This is a genomic window from Neomelitea salexigens DSM 19753, from assembly GCF_000422345.1.
GTDB lineage: Bacteria > Pseudomonadota > Gammaproteobacteria > Pseudomonadales > Spongiibacteraceae > Spongiibacter > Spongiibacter marinus_A.
Window position 1 is genome coordinate 78,961 of the sequence record NZ_AULP01000009.1, and the last position, 22,476, is coordinate 101,436.

Annotated in this window: 22 protein-coding genes; 17 read left to right on the forward strand and 5 right to left on the reverse strand. The window is 54.7% G+C overall.

The features are described 5' to 3' along the window. The first annotated feature begins 135 nt into the window (after positions 1 to 135). The 17 genes from H573_RS0113180 (at position 136) to H573_RS18255 (ending at position 15,988) form a co-directional block, all read left to right on the forward strand. On the forward strand, positions 136 to 1,014 hold the full coding sequence (locus H573_RS0113180) for an SDR family NAD(P)-dependent oxidoreductase (RefSeq protein WP_027874678.1): 879 nt from the start codon (positions 136 to 138) through the stop codon (positions 1,012 to 1,014). 14 nt (positions 1,015 to 1,028) lie between these two features. Further along, positions 1,029 to 1,685: a TetR/AcrR family transcriptional regulator gene (locus tag H573_RS0113185; RefSeq protein ID WP_234701876.1), complete on the forward strand. Its 657-nt coding sequence runs from the start codon at positions 1,029 to 1,031 to the stop codon at positions 1,683 to 1,685. A gap of 165 nt (positions 1,686 to 1,850) precedes the next feature. Further along, positions 1,851 to 2,825 (forward strand): Rieske 2Fe-2S domain-containing protein, encoded by a 975-nt coding sequence (locus H573_RS0113190; RefSeq protein ID WP_027874680.1) that lies wholly within the window; start codon positions 1,851 to 1,853, stop codon positions 2,823 to 2,825. Between the two features lie 50 nt (positions 2,826 to 2,875). Further along, a complete protein-coding gene (locus tag H573_RS0113195) occupies positions 2,876 to 3,646 on the forward strand; it encodes an acetoacetate decarboxylase family protein (protein WP_027874681.1) in 771 nt (256 codons plus the stop codon). A 165-nt stretch (positions 3,647 to 3,811) separates the two neighbouring features. Further along, positions 3,812 to 4,375, forward strand: coding sequence for a hemerythrin domain-containing protein (locus H573_RS0113200; RefSeq protein WP_154653901.1), 564 nt, complete (start codon positions 3,812 to 3,814; stop codon positions 4,373 to 4,375). 17 nt (positions 4,376 to 4,392) lie between these two features. Continuing rightward, complete coding sequence (gene hemN / locus H573_RS0113205) at positions 4,393 to 5,796, forward strand: oxygen-independent coproporphyrinogen III oxidase (protein WP_051171302.1); 1,404 nt, start codon at positions 4,393 to 4,395, stop codon at positions 5,794 to 5,796. Between the two features lie 137 nt (positions 5,797 to 5,933). Further along, complete coding sequence (gene fnr / locus H573_RS0113210; protein WP_027874684.1) at positions 5,934 to 6,668, forward strand: fumarate/nitrate reduction transcriptional regulator Fnr; 735 nt, start codon at positions 5,934 to 5,936, stop codon at positions 6,666 to 6,668. Positions 6,669 to 6,788: 120 nt separating this feature from the next. Next, positions 6,789 to 7,388, forward strand: a complete 600-nt coding sequence (locus H573_RS0113215) for a Yip1 family protein (protein WP_027874685.1) — start codon at positions 6,789 to 6,791, stop codon at positions 7,386 to 7,388. A gap of 188 nt (positions 7,389 to 7,576) precedes the next feature. After that, positions 7,577 to 9,010 (forward strand): cytochrome-c oxidase, cbb3-type subunit I, encoded by a 1,434-nt coding sequence (gene ccoN, locus H573_RS18240; protein ID WP_036256783.1) that lies wholly within the window; start codon positions 7,577 to 7,579, stop codon positions 9,008 to 9,010. Continuing rightward, complete coding sequence (ccoO, locus tag H573_RS0113225) at positions 9,007 to 9,615, forward strand: cytochrome-c oxidase, cbb3-type subunit II (protein ID WP_027874686.1); 609 nt, start codon at positions 9,007 to 9,009, stop codon at positions 9,613 to 9,615. The genes ccoN and ccoO overlap by 4 nt, the downstream gene beginning before the upstream one ends. A 9-nt stretch (positions 9,616 to 9,624) precedes the next feature. Then, positions 9,625 to 9,795, forward strand: a complete 171-nt coding sequence (locus H573_RS19375) for a cbb3-type cytochrome oxidase subunit 3 (RefSeq protein ID WP_084498078.1) — start codon at positions 9,625 to 9,627, stop codon at positions 9,793 to 9,795. Continuing rightward, on the forward strand, positions 9,788 to 10,678 hold the full coding sequence (ccoP, locus tag H573_RS0113235) for a cytochrome-c oxidase, cbb3-type subunit III (protein ID WP_027874687.1): 891 nt from the start codon (positions 9,788 to 9,790) through the stop codon (positions 10,676 to 10,678). The genes H573_RS19375 and ccoP overlap by 8 nt, the downstream gene beginning before the upstream one ends. A 6-nt stretch (positions 10,679 to 10,684) precedes the next feature. After that, positions 10,685 to 12,139 (forward strand): cytochrome c oxidase accessory protein CcoG, encoded by a 1,455-nt coding sequence (gene ccoG, locus H573_RS0113240; RefSeq protein ID WP_084498079.1) that lies wholly within the window; start codon positions 10,685 to 10,687, stop codon positions 12,137 to 12,139. Between the two features lie 15 nt (positions 12,140 to 12,154). After that, positions 12,155 to 12,673: a FixH family protein gene (locus tag H573_RS18245; protein ID WP_036256785.1), complete on the forward strand. Its 519-nt coding sequence runs from the start codon at positions 12,155 to 12,157 to the stop codon at positions 12,671 to 12,673. Further along, positions 12,666 to 15,104 carry a heavy metal translocating P-type ATPase gene (locus tag H573_RS18250; RefSeq protein WP_036256787.1) on the forward strand — a complete coding sequence of 813 codons (2,439 nt, stop codon included), beginning with the start codon at positions 12,666 to 12,668 and terminating at the stop codon, positions 15,102 to 15,104. The genes H573_RS18245 and H573_RS18250 overlap by 8 nt, the downstream gene beginning before the upstream one ends. Then, positions 15,097 to 15,270 carry a cbb3-type cytochrome oxidase assembly protein CcoS gene (gene ccoS, locus H573_RS19380; RefSeq protein WP_084498080.1) on the forward strand — a complete coding sequence of 58 codons (174 nt, stop codon included), beginning with the start codon at positions 15,097 to 15,099 and terminating at the stop codon, positions 15,268 to 15,270. Before H573_RS18250 ends, ccoS begins: the two co-directional genes overlap by 8 nt. Further along, positions 15,263 to 15,988, forward strand: coding sequence for a sulfite exporter TauE/SafE family protein (locus H573_RS18255; RefSeq protein WP_051171303.1), 726 nt, complete (start codon positions 15,263 to 15,265; stop codon positions 15,986 to 15,988). Before ccoS ends, H573_RS18255 begins: the two co-directional genes overlap by 8 nt. Before the next feature lie 13 nt (positions 15,989 to 16,001). On the opposite strand, the gene H573_RS0113265 is transcribed toward H573_RS18255, so the two are convergent. The 5 genes from H573_RS0113265 to H573_RS0113285 are packed head-to-tail and all read right to left on the reverse strand — an operon-like array spanning position 16,002 to position 22,476. Continuing rightward, a complete protein-coding gene (locus tag H573_RS0113265; RefSeq protein WP_027874689.1) occupies positions 16,002 to 16,901 on the reverse strand; it encodes a hydroxymethylglutaryl-CoA lyase in 900 nt (299 codons plus the stop codon). Positions 16,902 to 16,903: 2 nt separating this feature from the next. Continuing rightward, the gene (locus tag H573_RS0113270) at positions 16,904 to 18,874 is read right to left on the reverse strand and encodes an acetyl/propionyl/methylcrotonyl-CoA carboxylase subunit alpha (protein WP_027874690.1); all 1,971 of its coding nucleotides are present in this window, start codon (positions 18,872 to 18,874) and stop codon (positions 16,904 to 16,906) included. A gap of 1 nt (position 18,875) precedes the next feature. Further along, positions 18,876 to 19,670: an enoyl-CoA hydratase/isomerase family protein gene (locus H573_RS0113275; RefSeq protein WP_027874691.1), complete on the reverse strand. Its 795-nt coding sequence runs from the start codon at positions 19,668 to 19,670 to the stop codon at positions 18,876 to 18,878. An 11-nt stretch (positions 19,671 to 19,681) separates the two neighbouring features. Further along, the gene (locus H573_RS0113280; protein ID WP_027874692.1) at positions 19,682 to 21,289 is read right to left on the reverse strand and encodes a carboxyl transferase domain-containing protein; all 1,608 of its coding nucleotides are present in this window, start codon (positions 21,287 to 21,289) and stop codon (positions 19,682 to 19,684) included. Positions 21,290 to 21,306: 17 nt separating this feature from the next. Continuing rightward, complete coding sequence (locus H573_RS0113285) at positions 21,307 to 22,476, reverse strand: isovaleryl-CoA dehydrogenase (RefSeq protein WP_027874693.1); 1,170 nt, start codon at positions 22,474 to 22,476, stop codon at positions 21,307 to 21,309.

Sequence of the window (22,476 nt, forward strand, 5' to 3'; positions counted from 1 at the left end):
TATTGTTAAACGCCGCCGCCAAGGCACGCGAAATACTGCGCTGTTTGCGAAAAAATATACTACCGTGTATTTTTATTCTCAAGTGACATTATTTTTAATTACCGCGCGTCGCGGCGATAACAATAAGGAGCAGTAATGCAAAACTTTACAGACAAGGTAGCGGTAATAACCGGCGGGGCCAGTGGTGTGGGGCGCGCATTGGCGCTCGCGCTTGCCGATGAAGGCGCCAGACTGGTGATTGCAGACATCGAAGAAAATGCCTTGCAGCGCTGCAAAGCGGAATTGGAGGAGCGCGGAGCCCAGTGTTTAGCGCAACGCGCCGATGTTACGCAGCCGGAGTCGATGGCGGCCCTCGCTGAGGCGGCGTTTACACACTTTTCTTCCGTGCACCTCGTTTTTGCAAACGCCGGTGTGGGGACGGGCGAAGGTGGCAATATGTGGGAGTACAGCGCCAATGATTGGGAGTGGGGCTTTCGGGTAAATACCTGGGGCTTGATCAACACCATTAACGCCTTCGTCCCGCGCTTGGTGGAGCAAGGTGAAGAGGCGCACTTTGTGGTGACGGGCTCAGGGAATGGTGCCTTTTTGGTGCTGCCAGACACACCGATCTACACCGCGACCAAGGCAGCGGCGCAGGCGATTACGGAAAACCTGCATTTTCAGTTGCAGGCCCAGCAATCGCCGGTGAAGGTCAATGCCCTGTTCCCCGGCCCGCATGTGGTGAATACCGGCATCTTTAACTCTGAGCGCAATCGCCCAGAGGATTTGCCCGTCGACCCGAACAAGCCCGATTCGGGTATTCACTCGGTCGATGATATGAAGGCGATCATGGCGCAATACGATATGGAGTTGAAAACCACCGAGCCGGATGAAGTTGCTGCGTTTGCGCTCAACGGGCTGCGCGAAGACAAGTTTTGGATTACGCCAATGTCGGAGAAGTCCAGAGCTGCCTTTATTGAGCGCACCCAGGGCATTCTAAATGGGGTTACACCAACGCCGCCGAACGTACTGTAGGAGGCATTCGCTTGATGGACCGGCTTACGCTACCATTCGATGCTTTGACAGAGATGGGAGAATCATCGGTGCCAGCGAGTCAGCTTGGGCGGCGAGAGCGCAAAAAGAAAGCCGTGCGCGACACCATTCGCAAAGAAACACTGCGTTTGATCGGTCGTCACGGTGTTGAGGGGCTGACGATTGACGCTATCTGTGACTGCGTGGATATCGCCAAGAAGACCTTCTATAACTATTACGCGACCAAACACGATCTCATGGTGGAGCTGTGTCAGGCTGAGTTGTTGCAGCGGACTGACCAGCTTATTGACGAAGTGTTGGACAGTGGTAAGTCTCTTGAACAACAACTCAGCCACATCGTTGAGGTATTTATTAACCGGGAGCAGCTGGCAGGAGGCGTTGAGCGAGAGCTGATTGCCTATTCGGTTGGCACCATGTCAGCTAACATCAGCCAAGGTGCCAGTCAGCTGGCGTTTATAAACAGCAGTTTTCTTCGACTGTATGAGCGCAATAGCAAAGACTTAAAGCCGGGGCTGAGCCCGGTGTTTTGTGCGGAAATGACGGTGGGCATGTTTAATGCCATTACGCTGAACTGGGTTCACGATGAGGATTATGATTCGGAAACCCGCTACCGTGAATTACTTGCCTTTATTCTAAGCAGTATGCTCGCTTAAAACGTCCCTTTACGCTGGCCCCAGCAGTGGTGGCCAGTGTTCTTATCTTCCTGCCTTACCAATCAGTAATCATTTCTCCGCTGCTCTCGCTTGACCGAAATAGGGAAACCGTATACTTTTTTTACATCACGGTTACCTTTTTTGAGAGAAGGGTCAGGAGGGAGAATGAATAATAGATATAAGAAGCCCATCCCATGTGGCTGGTTTGCCATTGAATACAGCAAAGAGCTCGCCCCTAAGGATGTGAAGCCGCTGAAGTATTTCGGCCGAGACCTGGTGCTGTTTCGCACTGAATCGGGTGAGGCAGTATTGCTAGACGCCCACTGCCCGCACTTGGGTGCCCACTTGGGGCACGGTGGTCAGGTGAAGGGGGAAAGCATCGCCTGTCCCTTCCACGCCTGGGAATTTAACGGCGAGGGCTTTTGTACCAAGGTGCCCTACGCGAAAAATATGCCGCCGAAAGTCGATGGCAAGCAGGCCATTGGCAACTATCCTGTGGTTGAACTGAATCAAATGATTTGGGCCTGGTATCACCCCCAAGGGGTGGCGCCGCTGTGGGAGGTTGAGCGCCACGCCGAGCTGCACTCCGACGAGTGGACGGAGATGGATGTCTTCGACTGGCAGATTAACTCTATCATTCAGGAGACCGGTGAAAATGCCGTGGACATCGCGCATTTTGTGACCGTTCACGACTCTCCGGAAATGCCGGATGGCCACGTCACCATCGATGGTTACAAGCGCAGCACGCTGATGGACAGCCTACAACACGCCATTGATGAAGAGGGCAATGTAGACCTGAGTGGCGAGAATTATGACCAGGGACGCTTGGAAACCTATTCATTTGGCCCGGGACAAACCTACCAAAAATTCTCTCGCATGTTCGATATTGTCATGATGGGCACTATCACACCTATCGACGACCAGAACATTCACATGCGCTTTAACTTCTCTATGCCTAAACAGCAGAGTGGTGAGCACAACCTATATGCCAATGCCTTCCGCGACGAGATCGTTCGCCAAGTCGGTCAGGATATCCCTATTTGGGAGAACAAGGTGTATCTGGAGCAACCTACTCTGTGTGATGGCGATGGCCCGATCGCAAAATACCGTAAGTGGTTTGAGCAATTCTACGCGGTGTAGATCGCGGTGCTCAACCCGTCCCAAAACCATAATAATGAGGAATAACTACCATGACTGACTCCAACGCCCCTATGGGTAAACCCGGCGATATTCTCAACTGGCCGATGCTAAAAATTCGCTATAAAACGGACGCTGAGGCGATAGCGAAACTTTTACCGCCGGGTATTGAGCCAGGTAAAGAACCGGGCGTGACCATTACCATTTATAACTTCCCAGTATTAAATGAGCCCGAGTATGGTTGCGTGGTCAACGTTGACGCTAACTACAATGGCATTGAAGGCGAGTACACCCTGGGTATTGCCATCGATCAGGAGGCGGCAATTTACGGTAGTCACGAGCGCTGGGGGCAGCCGAAGTATTACGGAGAGACCCAGTACTTCCGCTTGATGGACTATGTATCAGCAAAGGTAAGCCACCGCGGATATACCTTCCTGGAGTTTAAGGGGCAGGTTACCGGTGAGGGCGAGATTCCCCCTGAGCACGAAACGAACGAGTGGTGGATAAAACACCTGCGCGGTGTGGATATGGAAAACCCCAGCTGGGATTTCCCGCCTCATGTTGTGCGTGTTTACGCAAAATACGGCACGGCGCATATCGAGAAATTGCAGGGCCAGGTCACCCTAAATGACAGCCCTTGGGACCCTCTGGCCAGCAAACTGCCTATGCGAACGGAGGCAGAGGCATGGCTGTGGACGCCGATTTTCCTCGACCGCCGTATCACGCTCGAAGGCCCGCTGGACCCCGAGGGCTTTATGCCCTTTGCTGACACCATCGGCGGCTCTCGCTGGCCCGGTGAAAATGGTGGCCCCAAACAGTCGTAGAATTACCCTCGCCGGGTATCACCGCCCGGCTTTTTTCTCTTTTTCCTTTTTCTGTGAGCTTGTCGCGCCGATAAGCTGATCTCCCTCATCACTGTTGATTCAGGTCAATGGGAATGGCGTTGCCGCATATTATGATGCCTTGGCTAGAATAATATGGAGCGGGCCATGCATCCCATTTTTTTGCAGTTGGAAACGGACCATCAGCGCATGCAGCGAATGCTGTATGACCTCAATCATCAAATTGAGAGCTATTTCGGCTTACATGATGCGCCGGCAGATATTGACGCAATGATGCGTTGCCTGGATTACATCCAAATCTACCCCGAAGTATGGCACCACCCCATTGAAGATATCATTTTTAGGCAGCTGCTCACCAAGCCCGGAGTGAATCAATACGCCGTGGAGAATGTGCTGCGAGACCACGGCATGCTAGAGGCCTTGAGTGATCAGCTGTCGTTGATATTTTCTGAATTACGGCTGAGTGAAAAGCCTGTCCGGCCGGCAATTATTCGCTTAAGTAAGCATTATCACAGTCGTCAGATATCGCACATTCATGAAGAGCGAGGCATCTTTCAGATGGCTGGAGAGTTGTTTGGCGACGCTGATTGGCAGGCGATTGAGCGCGAGGTAGATGCCGTCATCGGGCCGCTTGGTCAGCATGAGCGAGATGACTATTTATCGACATTTACGCCTGAGCATGCGTCTTACTCTGGTACATTCAAACAGTAGTATTGAAGGGAATATACATGCCGACTGCCATCGCAAGAGAATTTGATAACGCCACTGCTATTGCTGCTGATATGGTGCGACGGTATGCGGTGCAGGGGCCGCGCTACACCTCGTACCCCACTGCACTGAACTTTAGCGAAGCGTTCAGCGATGGCGATTATGTGCGCTTTCTTGACGATGCTCGCAATAGCCCGTCGCCGCTATCTTTATATGTCCACATTCCGTTTTGTCGAAGCCTCTGCTACTACTGTGCATGCAATAAAATCATTACCAAAGACCCGCGAGCAAGTCGTCGTTATCTGGACCATTTAAATAGAGAGCTACAGCTCCTGTCACGGCATGTGGGCGTGTCTCGCCGTGTAAGTCAGCTTCATCTAGGGGGTGGAACACCCAATTACCTGGACAAGGCTGAAATGACTGAGCTCGTGCACCAACTTGCCAGCCACTTCAATCTCGATGACAGCGATGACCGGGAGTTTTCCATCGAGCTGGATCCGCGTTGCGTCGATGAGGATTATTTGGCCTTGCTTAAAGGCTTGGGTTTTAACCGTGTCAGTTTTGGCGTGCAAGATACAAACCCCGATGTGCAACAGGCCATTAATCGCGTACAGAGTGAGGATATGATCGCCGAGCTGGTGTCATTGGCGCGGCGTTTTAAATTTAGATCGGTGAGTGCAGATTTAATATACGGCCTGCCACTACAGACCGAGGAAAGCTTTAAAGCGACGCTGGACGCGTTAATTGCCATGTCGCCAGATAGAATTGCCATCTACCATTACGCCCATATGCCACAGCGCTTTAAATGGCAAAAGTCGATGGATAGATACCCAATGCCGGATAGCGAAGAGAAATTGAAAATTTTTGCTCTGGCGAGCCAGCGATTGCAAGCTGCAGGGTATTTGCATATTGGTATGGATCATTTTGTTAAGCCCGATGACGAGTTGGCCATCTATCAGCAGCAGGGCCGTCTGCAACGAAACTTTCAGGGGTATTCGACCTGCCATTCACCCGATGTGCTGGGGATGGGGGTGTCGGCGATAAGCTCTTTGGGGCGCTGCTATGCCCAGAATGAGAAAGACCTTGAAGCGTACTACGCTGAGATTGATGCTGGGCGATTGCCGGTGGCTCGCGGCTTAGAGCTTTCAGCTGAAGATATGCTTCGTCGCTACGTTATTATGCAATTGGCCTGTAACTTAAAGCTGGACTTTAAGGCGTTGTACGGTCGTTATCAGGTCAGCTTTAGAGAAAAATTTGCTGAAGCTCTGCCGTCGCTGGAAGAATTTCATAATTCAGGCGTGTTGTTACTCAGTGATGAGGGGATAAGAATAACCGAAGCGGGGCGGGCGGTTTTGCGAAATGTTTGTATGCTTTTTGATGAAAGGTTGTCTCTGCACCGCGGAGCGTATTCCAAAACCTTGTAGCGATTTACAGCCTTTTGGCGCGCTATTTTATTGTGTAGTAACTTTATCGCGACTACGCCGAAAGTAGACTTGACCCACCCGGAGATAAGGCGTTCAATGGCGGCAGTACTCTCCCCCGACATGTGTAAGGAGACCACATGCGACGCGCGGAAGCCCCCAAAGCCTGCCCACACAACCCTGCTGTTAGCTGTAACAATTGTCGACTAAGTGGCATCTGCTTGCCGCTGGCTTTGGAAAGCGATGAAATTGTTAAGCTGGATAATATTGTGCAGCGCGGTCGCCCACTGCCAAAGAGTCGTCATATATTTCGTGAAGGCGATGCGTTTACCTCTGTATTTGCCGTGCGCTCTGGTGCTGTAAAAACATATAGCATTACCGATGCCGGGGAAGAGCAGGTCACCGGTTTTTATTTTCCGGGCGAAGTTGTTGGCTTGGATGGTATAGGCCAAAACCGCTATGCGAGTTCCGCGGTTTCATTAGAAGTATCGGCGATTTGTGAAATTCCTTTTTCGCAGATTGAAGACCTCAGCGGCCAGTTGCCCAACCTTCAACGACACTTTTTTAAGTTATTGAGTAGTGAGATCGTTGATGATCAGCGGCATATTACTTTGCTCAGTAAAAATACGGCTGACGAGCGTGTCGCATCGCTGTTGGTGAGCATCTCCGCTCGCCAGGCGCGCCGTAAACTGTCAGCATCGGCTTTTAGGCTGCCGATGTCGCGTGCGGATATTGCCAGCTTTCTGGGGCTCACCGTCGAGACGGTAAGCCGCGTTCTGAGCCGTTTTGCAAAACAAGACTTAATTCGAATCGACAATAAGGAAATTAGCGATCTCGATGTCGAAGGCCTTAAGGCTGCCGCTAACCTTCAGTAGTAGCAGTCGCGCGTATTAAGGTGTAGTGCCCAAGGCTTGACTCAGATCAAGGGCCGCCACCTTTGGGTCGGTACACTCTCAGCAAATCTCCCCGGAAAGAGTGAGTAGGCTGTGAGTGCAATGATTAGCAATCCCTTAGGGTTTTTGTTCAGTCCCCGTAAGCAGTGGCGCATGGTTGCCGATGCCGGCGATGAGGGTTTGGCTGCCAAACTGCTGTACCCCATCATCCTTGCCATCGGGCCATGCGTGGCATGGTACTACGGTGCCAGCCAAGTGGGTTGGACAGTGGGAGATGGGGAGGTGGTGCGCCTGACGCAGGCCAGTGCGCTGCAGATTGTCATTGCCTTCTATTTTGCGATGTTGGGCTCGTTGGCGGTGATCGGTTATTTCGTTCACTGGATGTCAGAGACCTATGGCGCTTCCTCGTCGGTGCTCAAGGGCATCGTCTTATCTGGATACACGGCAACTCCGCTTTTCATTGCGGGGCTTTGCGGTTTCTTTCCTCTTTTCTGGTTTGATCTGACCCTGGGTATTCTGGCCTTGGGTTGGTCTGTATACCTGCTGTATTTAGGTATTCCGCTGGCGATGGGAATTCCTGAAGAGCGCGGCTTTTTGTACGCCTCGGCGGTAGTCGCAATCTGTATGGTGATATTTATGGCGCTAATGGGCGCGGTGGTTATTCTCTGGGATATGGGAATGACGCCGGTGTTCACTGATTAGCGGCATAAATGAGTCGGTAGGAAGGTAAATATTCTGCGGCATAGTGTCGCAGGTCTGTTTAGCTTTCTGTTGATCTGGGTCAGCATTGCGGCCCCCACCTGCTGGGACAATACCCACCTCCATCATGTCTGCCCGAACGGCGCTTGTTGCCGGGTCGCGCATAGTCCACCTGAGGTTCGTGAACTGTCATGACATCTTCGCAAGAACATCCAACTTACAACTACAAAGTGGTGCGGCAATTCACCATTATGACTGTGGTATGGGGCATCGTCGGAATGACCGTCGGCGTCCTCATTGCAGCGCAATTGGTTTGGCCGCAACTCAACTTCGATACACCCTGGCTCAGTTTTGGGCGACTGCGACCCCTGCATACTAACGCGGTTATATTTGCGTTTGGTGGCTGTGCTCTGATGGGGTCTTCGCTGTTTGTGGTGCAGCGAACCTGTCAAGCGGCGCTATTGTCGGACCGTCTCGCGGCCTTCGTCTTTTGGGGGTGGCAGCTGGTCATCGTGCTGGCGGCAATTACGCTTCCAATGGGGCTTACCTCCGCTAAGGAGTATGCCGAGCTTGAATGGCCGATAGATATTCTTATCGCCGTAGTTTGGGTGGCCTATGCGGTACTCTTTTTCGGCACGATCATGCGCCGAAAGATGTCGCATATCTATGTGGCGAACTGGTTCTACGGCGCGTTTATCGTGACCATTGCGGTACTTCACATCGTCAATAGCGCCGCGATTCCAGTGAGCATGTCTAAGTCATATTCGGCCTACTCCGGTGCTGTCGACGCCATGATCCAGTGGTGGTACGGGCACAACGCTGTGGGCTTCTTCCTGACGGCAGGCTTCTTGGGAATGATGTACTACTTCGTTCCTAAGCAGGCTGGGCGTCCGGTCTACTCATATCGGCTATCGATCGTTCACTTCTGGGCGTTGGTCTCTGTATACATCTGGGCTGGCCCTCATCACCTTCACTATACCGCGCTGCCTGACTGGGCGCAGAGCCTGGGTATGGTGATGTCGCTGATCCTGCTGGCACCCTCTTGGGGCGGTATGATCAACGGTATGATGACCCTCAGTGGTGCCTGGCACAAACTGCGCACCGACCCCATCCTGCGCTTCCTGATTGTGTCGCTTTCTTTCTACGGTATGTCGACGTTTGAAGGTCCGATGATGTCGATCAAAACCGTTAACTCTCTTTCCCATTACACTGACTGGACGATTGGTCATGTTCATTCGGGCGCATTGGGCTGGGTGGCGATGATTTCCATCGGCATGGTTTACCACTTGATCCCTGTGCTCTTTGACCGTAAGCAAATGTACAGCGTCAATATGATCAATACACACTTTTGGCTATCCACCATCGGTACCGTGCTTTACATCGCATCCATGTGGGTAAACGGCATCGTTCAGGGCCTGATGTGGCGCGCCTACAACGCCGATGGCAGCCTGACCTACAGCTTTGCTGAATCGGTTATCGCCAGCCACCCAGGCTACGTAGTGCGGCTGTTTGGTGGGTTCCTGTTCCTGGTCGGCATGTTGTTGATGGCTTGGAACGTTTGGAAAACCATTTCCAGCAAAGAAACTAAGGAACTGCTGGCAAATACTGCGGGGGCTGAAGCATGAATCACGACGTCGTCGAGAAAAATATCGGCTTGATGATTATTTTTATCATTGTCGCCATTAGTTTTGGAGCCCTGGTGGAGATCGTGCCGCTTTTCTTCCAAAAGCAAACGACAGAGCCGATTGCTGGCTTGAAGCCATTAAACGCGATGCAGCTAACCGGCCGAGATATCTATATCCGTGAAGGCTGCCACGTATGTCATTCGCAAATGGTTCGCCCTATGCGCTCTGAAACAGAGCGCTATGGTCACTACTCTGTTGCCGGTGAATCTGTTTACGAACACCCCTTCCTGTGGGGCTCCAAGCGAACAGGGCCTGATCTGGCACGTCTAGGTGGACGTTATAGCGACGAGTGGCACCGTGCTCACTTGTACAACCCGCGCGATGTCGTGCCTGAATCCATTATGCCGTCGTACCCCTGGCTGTTTAAGAACGAGATCGATGGCGATGAAGTAGGGAAGAAAATGCGAGCACTGCGCAAAGTGGGTGTGCCCTACACCGATGACGACATCGCCACAGCGGCCTCGCAAGTGGAAGGTAAGAAAGAGATCGACGCCATGGTTGCCTACTTGCAGCAGCTGGGAACACTAATCAAGTACAAACGTTGAGGAGGATGTATGTTTGATCAAGACAATCTGCGTGCGTTATCAACGTTGTTGCTGTTCCTGGCATTCATGGGTGTGTGTTTCAACGTGTATAGAAGAAGCCGTAAATCGATGTATGACGAAGCAGCTCAGCTGCCATTTGTAGACGAAAGTAAAGCCAAGCAGGAGAGCCGAGATGAGTGATTTTTGGAGTGGCTGGATCATTGTCTTAACGGCGGTCTCCTATGTGCTTTTGGCATGGCTTCTGCTCTCAAATCGCAAGATCAATCAACCCAAAGACGGTGCGACAACAGGTCACATTTACGATGGTATCGAGGAATACGATAATCCTATGCCATCGTGGTGGATCAAGATGTTTGTGCTCAGCATGGTGTTTGGTGCGGGTTACCTGTTGGCCTACCCTGGCATGGGCAAATTCCCCGGACTGTTGAATTGGACATCGGTTTCGCAGTGGCAGGGCAATGTGGATGCTGCAAAGCAAAAAAACGAAGCGCTCTACGCTGAGTTTATGGAAAAAGATGCCGAGGCCTTGGTTGCCGACCCCAAAGCGATGCGCATTGCCAAGCGGGTGTTCGCCAACAACTGTGCGATTTGCCACGGCAATGATGCAAAAGGAAGCTACGGCTTTCCGAACTTGGCTGACAACGACTGGTTGTACGGAGGCAGCCCGGATCAAATTGCTCACTCTATTCGCGATGGTCGTAGCGGCATGATGCCTGGTTGGCAGTCAGTACTCGGTGCCGAGGGTGTCAAGTCGATGGCGGCTTACGTGCAAAGCTTACGCGATGCTCAGGCGAGCGCTTCTGCGGAGCATGCCGAATCGCGCGAGAAGTTCACCATGCTGTGTGCCGGCTGTCACGGTGCATCGGGCGAGGGCAATATCGCGATGGGTGCCCCCCGACTGAATGACGACACTTGGCTATACGGTGGTGACACCGGCAAGATTATCCACAGCATCGCCAATGGCCGGTCAGGAAAGATGCCCGCTCATGCAGACAATTTGAGCGCAGCGAAGATCCACCTACTCAGTGCCTATGTTTATCAGCTTGCAGAAGAGGAACCATAATCTGCTATGAACACTCAGGAGCGGCAACCGGCTGGCGGGCGTGAAACAAACCCAGAAAACCTTGCGGTAGAAATTGTAGTCCCGGCGGAAGTTGGGGAAATCGACCTCTACCAAAAGCGAGAAAAAATATACACTCGCGCAATTGAAGGGTTTTATCAGCGCATTCGCGTATTCACCGGTTGGCCGCTGTTGTTGGGCTATATCATTCTACCGTGGTTGAATTGGGATGGCCGTCAGTCGGTCCTGTTTGACCTGCCCGCGCGGCAATTCCATGTTCTCGGACTCACCTTTTGGCCACAAGACATGACGATGTTGGCCTGGGTATTGATCATCGCTGCCTTTGGTCTTTTCGCGGTGACTAACCTCGCTGGTCGGGTGTGGTGCGGCTACAGCTGCCCGCAGACCGTATGGACCAGTATCTTTATGTGGATGGAGCAGAAGGCTGAGGGGACGCGGAACCAGCGTATCAAGCTTGACGCGGCGCCCTGGTCCTTCGAAAAGCTGCGCAAGAAGGCGTACAAACACGCCATGTGGCTGGGCTTTGCATTTTTAACCGGCTTCACCTTTGTCGGCTACTTTACCCCCGTTCGAGAGCTTGCCGTCGACTTTATTGACCTCTCAGCGAATGGCTGGGCTTTCTTCTGGATCGCGTTCTTTACCGCCGCGACTTACCTCAATGCCGGTTGGATGCGTGAGCAAGTGTGCATGTATATGTGTCCTTACGCGCGCTTTCAATCAGCGATGTTCGACCCCGACACGCTAATTATCAGTTACGACAGTAAGCGCGGTGAACCCCGTGGCTCAAGGAAACGGGAAGCGCAATCCCAGGACGTTGGCCTGGGTGATTGCATAGATTGCCAGTTGTGTGTGCAAGTCTGTCCTACCGGGATCGATATTCGCGATGGTCTTCAATACGAGTGTATTGGCTGTGCCTTGTGTGTGGATGCCTGTAACTCGGTAATGGATAAAATGGGTTACGAGCCCGGGCTGATTCGCTACGCAACGGAAAATAGCTTGAAGGGTAAGAAGACCCATATCATGCGTCCGCGCCTGCTGGGTTATGTGGTAGCGATGACCCTGATGGTGGGGCTGTTAGCCTATAATATTGCTGATCGCGATGTGATTGAATTAAGCGTGCTGCGCGACCGTCAGGCGCTATTCACCGAAGTGCAGGACGGCATGATTGAAAATAGCTACACCGTAAAGATCGCGAATAAAACGCAGCAGGAACATCGCTATCAGGTCGTTGTCGAGAGTGAGATAAACTTCGAAAACTTCCACAAGCAGGAAATCAGTTTACAATCCGGGGAACTCTTAGACTTACCAATGCGACTGCAGGCTCGCGCAGACAGCCTTCCTTCCAGTCGTTCGCCGATCACGATCAGCGTACGACAAATGGACAAGGAGAATAGTGTTGCCGAAGTTGAAAGCAGTTTCTTTGGTCCGGTTCCTCAGCGTTAAGGTTAAATTTTGCCTATGAATGCCGCCGCTAACACCCCTTGGTATCGCCAATTTTGGCCGTGGTTCTTAATCGTACTGCCAGGCGCTGTCGTGGTGGCGGGGCTGTCCACCGTCGCCATTTCGATGAAGCACGCCGATAACCTGGTTGCCGACGATTACTACAAAGAAGGTTTGGCGATTAACCAGCGCTTGTCGCAGGATCGCCGCGCCGCGGAGAGCAATATCTCGGCGGCGATCGATTTTGCTTCGGGTGGCAGTATTCTCCTCGAACTCTCCGGCAATACCGTGTCCTGGCCAGACCATGTGCAGTTGCTGCTACAACACCCGACCAGCCAGGAGCTTGATCACAGTGTGGTGTTGTCTCGGGAATCTCAGCGCGGCTATCGCGTTGATGTCGATACGCTTGTGCAGGGACGTTGGTATCTGACCTTGCAGAGTGTCGGTTTGCCCGAGGCGGAAAGTTGGCGCTTAAAGGGTGAGGTCGATTTGAGCAGCCGGCGGGACGCCCTATTGGTGAGCCGTATCGGTGGCTGAGACAAGCTGCTTTCATTGCGGTGAGCCGTTGCCAGCGAAAGGCCGTTACAGCTTAATTATCGATGGCCAAGAGCGGTTGATGTGCTGCCCGGCCTGCGTCGCAGTGTCGGAATGCATATTGGGAGCGGGTCTGGACGACTACTACCGAATGCGGGGCCAGCAAGCTAACCGCCCTGCGGCCAGCGCTGAAGATTATCTGCAATACGACTCCCCCGCGGTATTCGAGCAGTTCTCCCACCCCGATGGTGAATGTTGGCAGAGCCAGCTCAGTGTCAGTGATATGCATTGTGCGGCCTGCGCCTGGTTGATCGAAAACCGCCTCGGTGCAATCGATGGTGTCAACGCAGTCCGTGTCAATTTGCAGCGCGGCATGGCAACTGTAGAATGGCGTCCCGCCCAGGTTCAGCTCAGCGAGATTTTTGCGTCGGTTCATCAGCTCGGCTATGGCGTTCAACCCTGGTCCGCTGAGGCCCATCTCCAGCAGCTGCAAGAAGGACAGAAAAGCCTGTTAAGGCGCCTTGGTTTGGCTGGCGTGGCGATGATGCAGTTAATGATGACGGCCATCGCACTTTACGCTGGCGACTTTCAAGGCATCGACACCGATATCCGGCAATTGCTGCGCTGGTTTAGTTTGGCGATTGCCACGCCAGTGATTTTGTATTCCGCACAACCGTTTTTTTCCGGCGCGTGGCGGGGTATCAAGGCCGGCCGAGCGGGCATGGATGTGCCGGTTTCCATCGCGATGCTCGCCGCCTATGGTGCCAGCCTAAGGGCGACGGTGAGCGGGGAAGGTCACGTCTATTTCGATACAGTGAGCATGTTTTGCTTTTTCTTGCTGCTCAGCCGCTACCTGCAAAATGCGGTGCAGCTGCGCCGCGAATCCTCGATTCGACCGTTACTCCCCCTTACCGCCAGGAAAGTTTCGCCCGACGGTGCAAACCAGTGGGTGGCGCTGTCGGCACTCCAGGACGGCGATGAGCTGCTGGTGCAGCCCGGTGAGCTGGTGCCCGTAGATGGTGTGGTTGTCAGCGGTCAGAGTAGTGTTGAAGATAGCGCCTTCACCGGCGAGTTTATGCCGCGCAGTAAAGTGCCCGGCGATACCGTACTGGCGGGTAGCCACAATATTGATGGCAGCTTGTGCCTTCGTCTTCAGGGCCACCCAGAGCAAAGTCGCTTGTCGCAAATTGATCAGTTGCTCGACAGTGCGCGTCTTGCTAAACCCCCTATAGCTGAGCTCGCCGATCGGATCAGTGGCTACTTCACCTTGTTTGTGTTGTTCTGCGCAGCGACGGCCTATACCTATTGGTCTTTCAACCCTGGTCACAGCGCTTTTCTCACCGCGCTTGCGGTGTTGGTGGTGAGTTGTCCCTGTGCATTGTCGCTGGCAACGCCCAGCAGTTATTCTGCGGCGGTCAGCGGCCTGCGTCGTCGCGGAGCCTTGGTTGCCAATGCGGCGGTGCTTGAGAATTTGGCAGGCATCAGCCACGTTATTTTTGATAAAACCGGCACCCTTACCGAGGGTCGTCCTCGGCTGTTGAAAGTGGAGCTTGCGGGCGAGTTAGACCAATGCCAGGCGCTGAGTATTGCCGCCGCACTTGAAGCCCCATCCAGCCACCCTATTGCCGAGGCTTTTTCAGTCGATGCCCTCAGTGCTGCGGGGTATACGCTGATAGCACTGGCGCCCAGTCAGCTGGAATTGCAGGCAGGGCAGGGAATTAGCGCCGTTATTGATGGCGACAGCTATAAAATTGGCCGACGTGAGTTTTGCGGACTTGCCGAGCAAGGTGACAGCGATGAGCTGATGACTGTGTACCTTGCTAAAAACGGCAAACTTGCGGCGCGTTTTTTCCTTGAGGACACCCTGCGTGAAGGCGCTGCGCAAGCGCTGGCCTTTTTAAAGCAGCGCGGTGTGCGCAGTGTGTTGTTAAGCGGTGACAGCTCTGATCAAGTCGCCGTTCTGGCCAACTCGCTGGGCTTTGATGAGTATCAAGCGGGCTGCACGGCAGCCGATAAGCTGGCGCGTATTAGCTCATTGCAGGCGATGGGCGGCACGGTGCTTATGGTCGGTGACGGCGTCAATGATGCGCCGGTTATTGCCGCCGCCGATGTCTCAGTGGCGATGGCGGGGGCGAGTGATCTGACGCGCTCCTGTGCAGATGTGGCGCTATTGAGTGATCGCTTAAGCTTGATCGAGTTGTTGTTTACCAAATCAGCCAAGATGGGGCGTATTCTTCGACAAAATATATTCTGGGCCTTGCTGTATAACGGCACGGCCTTGCCGGCAGCCGCAGCGGGCTTGGTGCCACCGTGGTTAGCAGCAATAGGTATGTCGTTGAGCTCGCTGGTTGTGGTGTTAAATGCCCTGCGCCTGGATAGGCAAGAACAGCAGCGATCGCTGAACGCTCAGCATGTGGAGTTGGCCAGTGTCTAGTTTATATATTCTACTTCCGGTCGCGTTGGTGTTTTTCGTCGCCATTTGCGCACTCTTTTTTTGGGCGGTGAATCATCGTCAATTTGACGATCTTGACCGCGAGGCGCAGCGGATTCTCTACGATGATGAACGCCGCAATACGCGCGCAGATAAAAACGATGATTGATCCCAGTAATATCAATTACACCGCGGCGTTTATGCTCGGCTTGATGGGCAGCCCGCATTGCTTGGGAATGTGCGGCGCTATCAGCGCACTGAGCGCGGCGTCCAGCGCGGGGCGGTCGCCAATCTTAATGCTGGGCTTTCAACTTGGCCGGATCAGCAGCTACGCACTCATTGGCGCGATCGGCGGCGGTATTGCCGCGTGGCTTGGCGCGGAATTTATGGTCGTTGGCAAGGCATTGCGATTATTGGCGAGCGCGCTACTGATTATGGTCGCCGTCGCGCTGGCAGGCTGGTGGCGCGGTGGTGGTCTTATTGAACGCGGCGGCGCAAAAATTTGGCGGCGTATCCAGCCGCTTACTGTGAAGCTACTGCCGGCTGATCGTTTGCCCAAAGCCCTGGCGCTGGGTGTGCTGTGGGGCTTTTTGCCCTGTGGGCTGATATACAGCAGCTTGGCGTGGGCCAGTACCAGTGGCAGCGCGTCGCAGGCGTCGGCATTGATGTTTTTCTTTGGCCTGGGCACGCTTCCGGCGATGTTGGCGGTCAGCGCCGCGCAGCGCAGTGCTCTGGAATGGCTGCGCAACACCTTTTTTCGAAATACCGTTGCGGTGTTAATGATCCTGTGGGCGATCTTTTCCGCGTCGACCCTGTTTGGTTCCCACGGTGGTCACTCGGGGGCGAATGATGGTGCTGGCCAGTCAATGGAGCACCATCACCACTGATAATTACTGATCGCTATGTAGTTTGCTCCGTCAGCGCTTGTGCGGTTCGGGATTGGTTGGGGCGGCCCAAGGTCGCCGAGATAGCGTTACCAGCAGCGATAAGCGCAGACAGGTCAATGCCGTGGTGAATGCCGAGGCCGTTGAGTAGGTACACAACATCCTCACTTGCCACATTGCCCGACGCACCTTTTGCATAGGGGCAGCCCCCTAAACCGGCAACCGAGCTATCGATAGTCGCGATACCGCGCAGCATTGCTGTATAGATGTTGACCAGAGCCTGACCATAGGTGTCGTGACAATGCACGGCGAGCTGCTCGGGCGATATTTCGGCAAGCAAGCTGTCGAGTAAACGGTTCATCGACGCGGGGGTGCCCACGCCAATGGTGTCGCCTAGCGATATTTCGTAGCAGCCCATCGCCAGCATTTCCCGGCTGACTTCCAGTACTTTCTCCGGTGAAACACTGCCATCATAGGGGCAGCCGAGCACGCAGGATACATAGCCGCGCACGCGTATTTTGGCGTCGTTGGCCCTTTGCATTACCGCTTCGAAGCGCTTGAGGCTGTCGGCAATACTGCAATTGATATTCTTTTGCGAGAAGCCCTCCGACGCAGCGGCAAATACCGCCACTTCTTTTGCCCCAGCGGCGAGCGCGCGGTCGAGTCCCTGCAGGTTGGGCGTCAATGCGCTGTAACAGACCTCGTCGTCGGGAAGGGCGGCAAAAACCGCTTCGCTGTTGGCCATTTGCGGCACCCACTTGGGGTTCACGAAGCTACCGGCTTCAATATGCTTGACGCCAGCGTTTGCAAGCCGCTGAATCAAAGCCACTTTGTCGGCAACGCTGATGGCGTGTTTTTCATTCTGTAAGCCGTCGCGGGGGCCGACTTCTACCAGCTTTACGCTATTGGGGAGCATGGCTAGGCCTCCTCGAAACTGAGTAAGCTGGCGCCACCTTCAACCAGGTCACCTTCGCCGAAGTGGAAGCTGGCAACGTGGCCGGCTGATGGCGCGGTCACGCTGTGTTCCATTTTCATGGCTTCCATAATCATCAGTACATCGCCCTGTTGGACTGGCTGCATGGGCTCTACCAGCAGACTGACGATGCGCCCATTCATCGGCGCTAACAGCCCGCCATGTTGCTCGTCGCTGGCACTTTGATAGCGATGGGGCTCACAGCGCAATGCCTGGCCACGTTCGGTGAACAACAGACAATCGTCTTTGGTGCTGCGGCGCAGCTGTTTTCTACAACCATTGATTTCCACCGTCACACTGCTGCCATCGAGGTTACCGTTAACGTGGAAGCGCTGGCCATCGATGGTTAAGGCCCAACCATCACTGAGGTGGCTGACGCCAACATTGACTCGCTGCCCGTCGATCGTTAACGCGAGTTCACGTGAGCGGGATAAGTTCAAGCGCCAACTGTCCTGTTTCCAGGGTGAGTCGCTACTGCACTGAGTGCTTTCGCAAAGCAGGTAGTGGAGAGCGGCTAGGGCGTGCAGCTGGGGCTGCTGCTCCGCTTGACGCTGTTGCTCGTCGCGGCGCATATCGTCGTAGTGTTTGTCGATGAAGCCGGTGTCAAAGTCAGCGGCTTCAAAGGCAGTGTGGCTGGCCAGTTGATACAGGAAGTCTCTGTTCGTGGTCAGGCCATCAATATGACATTCACACAGTGCCTGTTGTAAGCGTTTGAGCGCACGCTCGCGGTCTTCATCCCACACGACCAATTTGGCGATCATGGGGTCGTAGTACATGCTGATGGTATCACCAGCGATGACCCCTGAGTCGACGCGAGTATGGGCGTTTTCAGTGGGAAAGTGCAGGGTGTTCAAGCGCCCCGTTTGCGGTAAGAACTGTTGTTCGGGGTCTTCGGCATAGAGCCTGGCCTCAAAGGCGTGTCCGCGAATTTGCAGGTCCTGCTGTTGGCAGGGCAGTGCCTCACCGCTGGCAACCAGAAGCTGCCACTCCACTAAATCCTGGCCGCTGATCATTTCAGTGACGGGGTGTTCTACTTGCAAGCGGGTATTCATTTCCATGAAGTAGAAGCTATTGTCGCTATTAAGCAGGAACTCCACCGTACCCGCGCCGCAGTAGCCAATTGCTTTAGCCGCTTGCACAGCGGCGTCGCCCATCGCCTCACGCAGTGACGCGCTCATCCCCGGGGCCGGCGCCTCTTCTATGACTTTCTGGTGGCGGCGTTGCAGCGAGCAGTCGCGTTCAAACACATGAACGGCATTGCCGTGGCCGTCACAAAATACCTGAATTTCCACGTGGCGAGGGCCGGTGAGGTATTTTTCCACCAGCATTTTGTCATCGCCAAATGCATTGATGGCCTCGCGGCGGGTGGCCGCCAAAGCGCTGTCAAAGTCCTCGGCTTGCCAGATAATGCGCATGCCTTTGCCGCCGCCGCCGGCGCTGGCCTTGAGAAGTACCGGGTAGCCAATATCGGCCGCCGCCTGCTTTAGCAGCGCGTCGTCCTGGTCGTCCCCGTGGTAGCCTGGCAGCAGTGGCACTGCTGCCTCGCTCATAATCGCCTTCGCTGCCGACTTGGAACCCATGGCCTCAATCGCGCTGACAGGTGGCCCAATGAAGACGATGCCTGCGGCATCACATGCTCGGCAGAAGTCAGCGTTTTCCGACAGAAAACCGTAGCCGGGGTGGACGGCTTCGGCGCCGCTGCGCTGTGCGACGTCGAGAATTTTGTCAGCGCAGAGGTAAGACTCAGCCGCCGCTGAGGGACCGATATAGTAGGCTTCATCGGCTTGTGCAACGTGCTGGGCGTCGCGATCAGCATCGCTGTATACGGCAACGGTTGCCACGCCCAGGCGTTTGGCTGTGGCGATGACCCGGCAAGCAATTTCGCCGCGGTTGGCGATTAGAATTTTATTGAACATTTTACTCTCCGCTATGCCAAGCAGCTTGGCGTTTTTCCAGGAAGGCGGTCAGGCCTTCTTGCCCCTCGGGGGAGACGCGAATATCGGCGATGCGCTGACAGCTATCTTCGATCAGTGCGCTATTGGTTTCGCAATTTTGATAGTCCAGGACTAGCTGTTTAGCGGCCCGCATGGCGCAGGGGCCATTGGCGAGCAGTTGCGCAACCAGTTGCTCCAGACGGTCGTCGAGTTGGTCGTCATCGACACACTCACTCAGCAGTCCGAGTTCGGTGGCGGTGTTGGCGTCGAATCGCTCGGCGCTAAGAAAGTAGCGCCGTGCTGCGCGCCCACCGATAGCGTTGATCACGTAGGGGCTGATAGTCGCGGGGATCAGGCCAATTTTTACCTCGCTCAGGCAGAAGCTTGCTCGCGTGTTTCCAATCGCCATGTCGCAGCAGCTGACAAGGCCGACACCGCCACCAAAGGCCGCGCCGTTTACCCGGGCAATGGTCGGATGGGGGAAGCGGTTCAGTACATCTAACAGGGCAGCTAATGCCCGAGCATCGCGCAGATTTTCCTCAACGCTGTAGTTGGCCATGCGCCGCATCCAATTGGCATCGGCACCGGCAGAAAAGCTCTTCCCGTTGGCGGCTAATATCAGCAAGCGCACCTCGGGGTTGGCTGCCAGCGTCGTCAGTGCGGCATGTATCTCTGCGATAAGGCTATCGTCAAAGGCGTTGTGAAGTGCTGGCCGGTTAAGCGTGAGTGTGGCGACGCCGCGTTGGTCGACGTCACAGATAAGTGTCGCGTCTGTCATTGGCTGCACTCCTACATTCGGAAGACGCCGAAGCGGCTGTCGTCGATGGTTTTATTTAAGCTGGCAGACAAACTCATACCCAGCACGCGGCGGGTATCTGCAGGGTCGATAACGCCGTCGTCCCACAGTCGTGCAGAGGCATAGAAGGGATGGCTCTGCTCGGCAAATTTATCCAGAATCGGCTTTTTGAAGGCCTGCTCCTGTTCTTCGCTCCAGCTCTCGCCCTGGCGTTGGTATTGCGCGCGCTTAATGTCGGCAAGTACGCCGGCCGCTTGTTCGCCGCCCATCACGCCGATTCGCGCGTTGGGCCACATATACATAAAGCGCGGCTCATAAGCGCGGCCACACATGCCGTAATTACCCGCTCCGTAGGAGCCGCCGATAACGACGGTGAATTTTGGCACCTGGGCGCAGGCGACTGCCATCACCATTTTTGCGCCGTGACGAGCAATACCGCCGGCTTCGTACTGCTTTCCTACCATAAAGCCGGTGATGTTCTGCAGGAAGATCAGCGGGATCTTGCGCTGTGCACACAGCTCGATAAAGTGGGCGCCCTTTTGTGCAGATTCACTGAACAGAATGCCATTGTTCGCGACGATGCCCACTGGGTAGCCGTAGAGCCGCGCGAAGCCACAGACCAAGCTGCTGCCAAACAGCGCCTTGAATTCGTCGAAGTCGGAACCGTCAACAATACGCGCTATCACTTCGCGGACATCGAAGGGCTTGCGGCTATCGTTGGGAATAACACCGTACAGTTCATCGGCGGCGTAGAGGGGCGCTTTGGTTTCGCATTGCTCCAGCTGTTGCGGCTTTTGGCGATTGAGCTTTGAGACGGCCTGTCGGGCCAGTTGCAGAGCATGCTCATCGTTTTCCGCGTAGTGGTCAGCAACGCCCGACTCACGGCAATGCACGTCGGCGCCGCCAAGCTCTTCGGCTGTGACTACTTCCCCGGTCGCCGCCTTTACCAACGGGGGACCAGCCAGAAAGATGGTGCCCTGTTGTTTAACAATAATGGTCTCGTCAGCCATGGCTGGCACGTAGGCGCCACCGGCAGTACAGGAGCCCATCACCACGGCGATTTGAGGAATATTTTTCGCCGACATATTCGCCTGGTTATAGAAAATGCGGCCGAAGTGTTCACGGTCTGGAAAAACTTCATCCTGGCGGGGCAGGTTGGCACCGCCGGAGTCCACCAGGTAGATGCAGGGTAGGTGATTTTGTTCGGCGATCGTCTGCGCGCGCAGGTGCTTTTTGACAGACAGGGGGTAGTAGGAGCCGCCTTTGACCGTGGCGTCATTGGCGACAATCATACATTCGATACCACAGACCTGTCCGATACCGGCGATGACGCCTGCCGCGGGCACGGACTCGCCGTAGACCCCTTCAGCCGCCAGCTGGGCGATTTCCAAAAAGGCGGCGCCGGGGTCCAGCAGGGCGTCGATGCGCTCGCGGGCCAGCATTTTTCCGCGTTGGTGATGGCGCTCGCGCGCTTTTTCACCACCGCCCTGGGCAATTTCTTCCGACTTGTTGCGCAGTGCCTCGACCTCTTTGGCCAGGGCCTGGTAGTTTTCCTGGAACTCAGCGCTGTGTTTGTCGACACGGGTGTTAAGCACGGTCATAGCAGGTCTCCAATCACTTAGCGGGTTTCGTTAAACAGTTCTCGACCAATCAGCATACGGCGAACCTCTGAGGTGCCTGCGCCAATCTCGTAAAGCTTGGCATCGCGAAGTAGGCGGCCTGTCGGGTAGTCGTTGATGTAGCCGTTGCCGCCGAGGGTTTGAATCGCTTGCAGCGCCATTTGTGTGGCCTTTTCAGCGGTATACAGAATGACGGCGGCGGCGTCTTTACGGGTCTCTTCTCCGCGGTCACAGCTTTTTGCGACAGTGTACAAATAGGCACGGCTGGCATTGAGATCGCAGTACATGTCGGCGACCTTGCCCTGCATTAACTGAAACTCGCCAATGCTCTGGCCGAATTGGGTGCGCTCGTGTAAGTAGGGCACCACGACGTCCATGCAAGCCAGCATAATGCCCGTGGGGCCACCAGACAGCACCGTGCGTTCGAAATCCAGGCCGCTCATCAAAATGCGCGCGCCGTCGCCCTCATTGCCCATGAGGTTTTCCGCAGGGACCTCACAATCCTGAAATACCAGCTCGCAGGTATTCGAGCCACGCATACCCAGTTTGTCGAGTTTGGGGGAGCGGGAAAAGCCCGGGAAGTCGCGTTCGACGATAAAGGCGCTGATCCCTTTGGAGCCGCCCTGCGGGTCAGTTTTGGCATAGATCACATAGGTGTGAGCGTCGGGGCCATTGGTGATCCACATTTTGTTGCCGTTGAGGATATAGCGGTCACCTTTTTTCTCTGCCCGCAGTTTCATGCTCACCACATCAGAGCCGGCATTGGGTTCTGACATCGCCAGCGCGCCGATATGCTCGCCGCTGCATAGCTTGGGCAGATACTTCTCGCGCTGCGCCGCGTTGCCGTTTTTAAAAATCTGGTTTACGCACAAATTGGAATGCGCGCCGTAGGACAGGCCCACAGAGGCTGAGGCGCGGCTGATTTCTTCCATCGCAACAACGTGCGCCAGGTAGCCCATATTGCTGCCGCCGTACTCTTCGCTGACGGTGATACCCAGTAGGCCCAGGTCGCCGAATTTGCGCCACAGGTCCAAGGGGAACTGGTTGTCCTTGTCTATGCTCTCTGCACGCGGGGCAATTTCGGCCTGTGCAAAGCGATACACCGTTTCACGGAGCATATCGATGTCTTCACCGAGGTCGAAGTTGAGGCTGGGGTAGGCGGTGCTCAT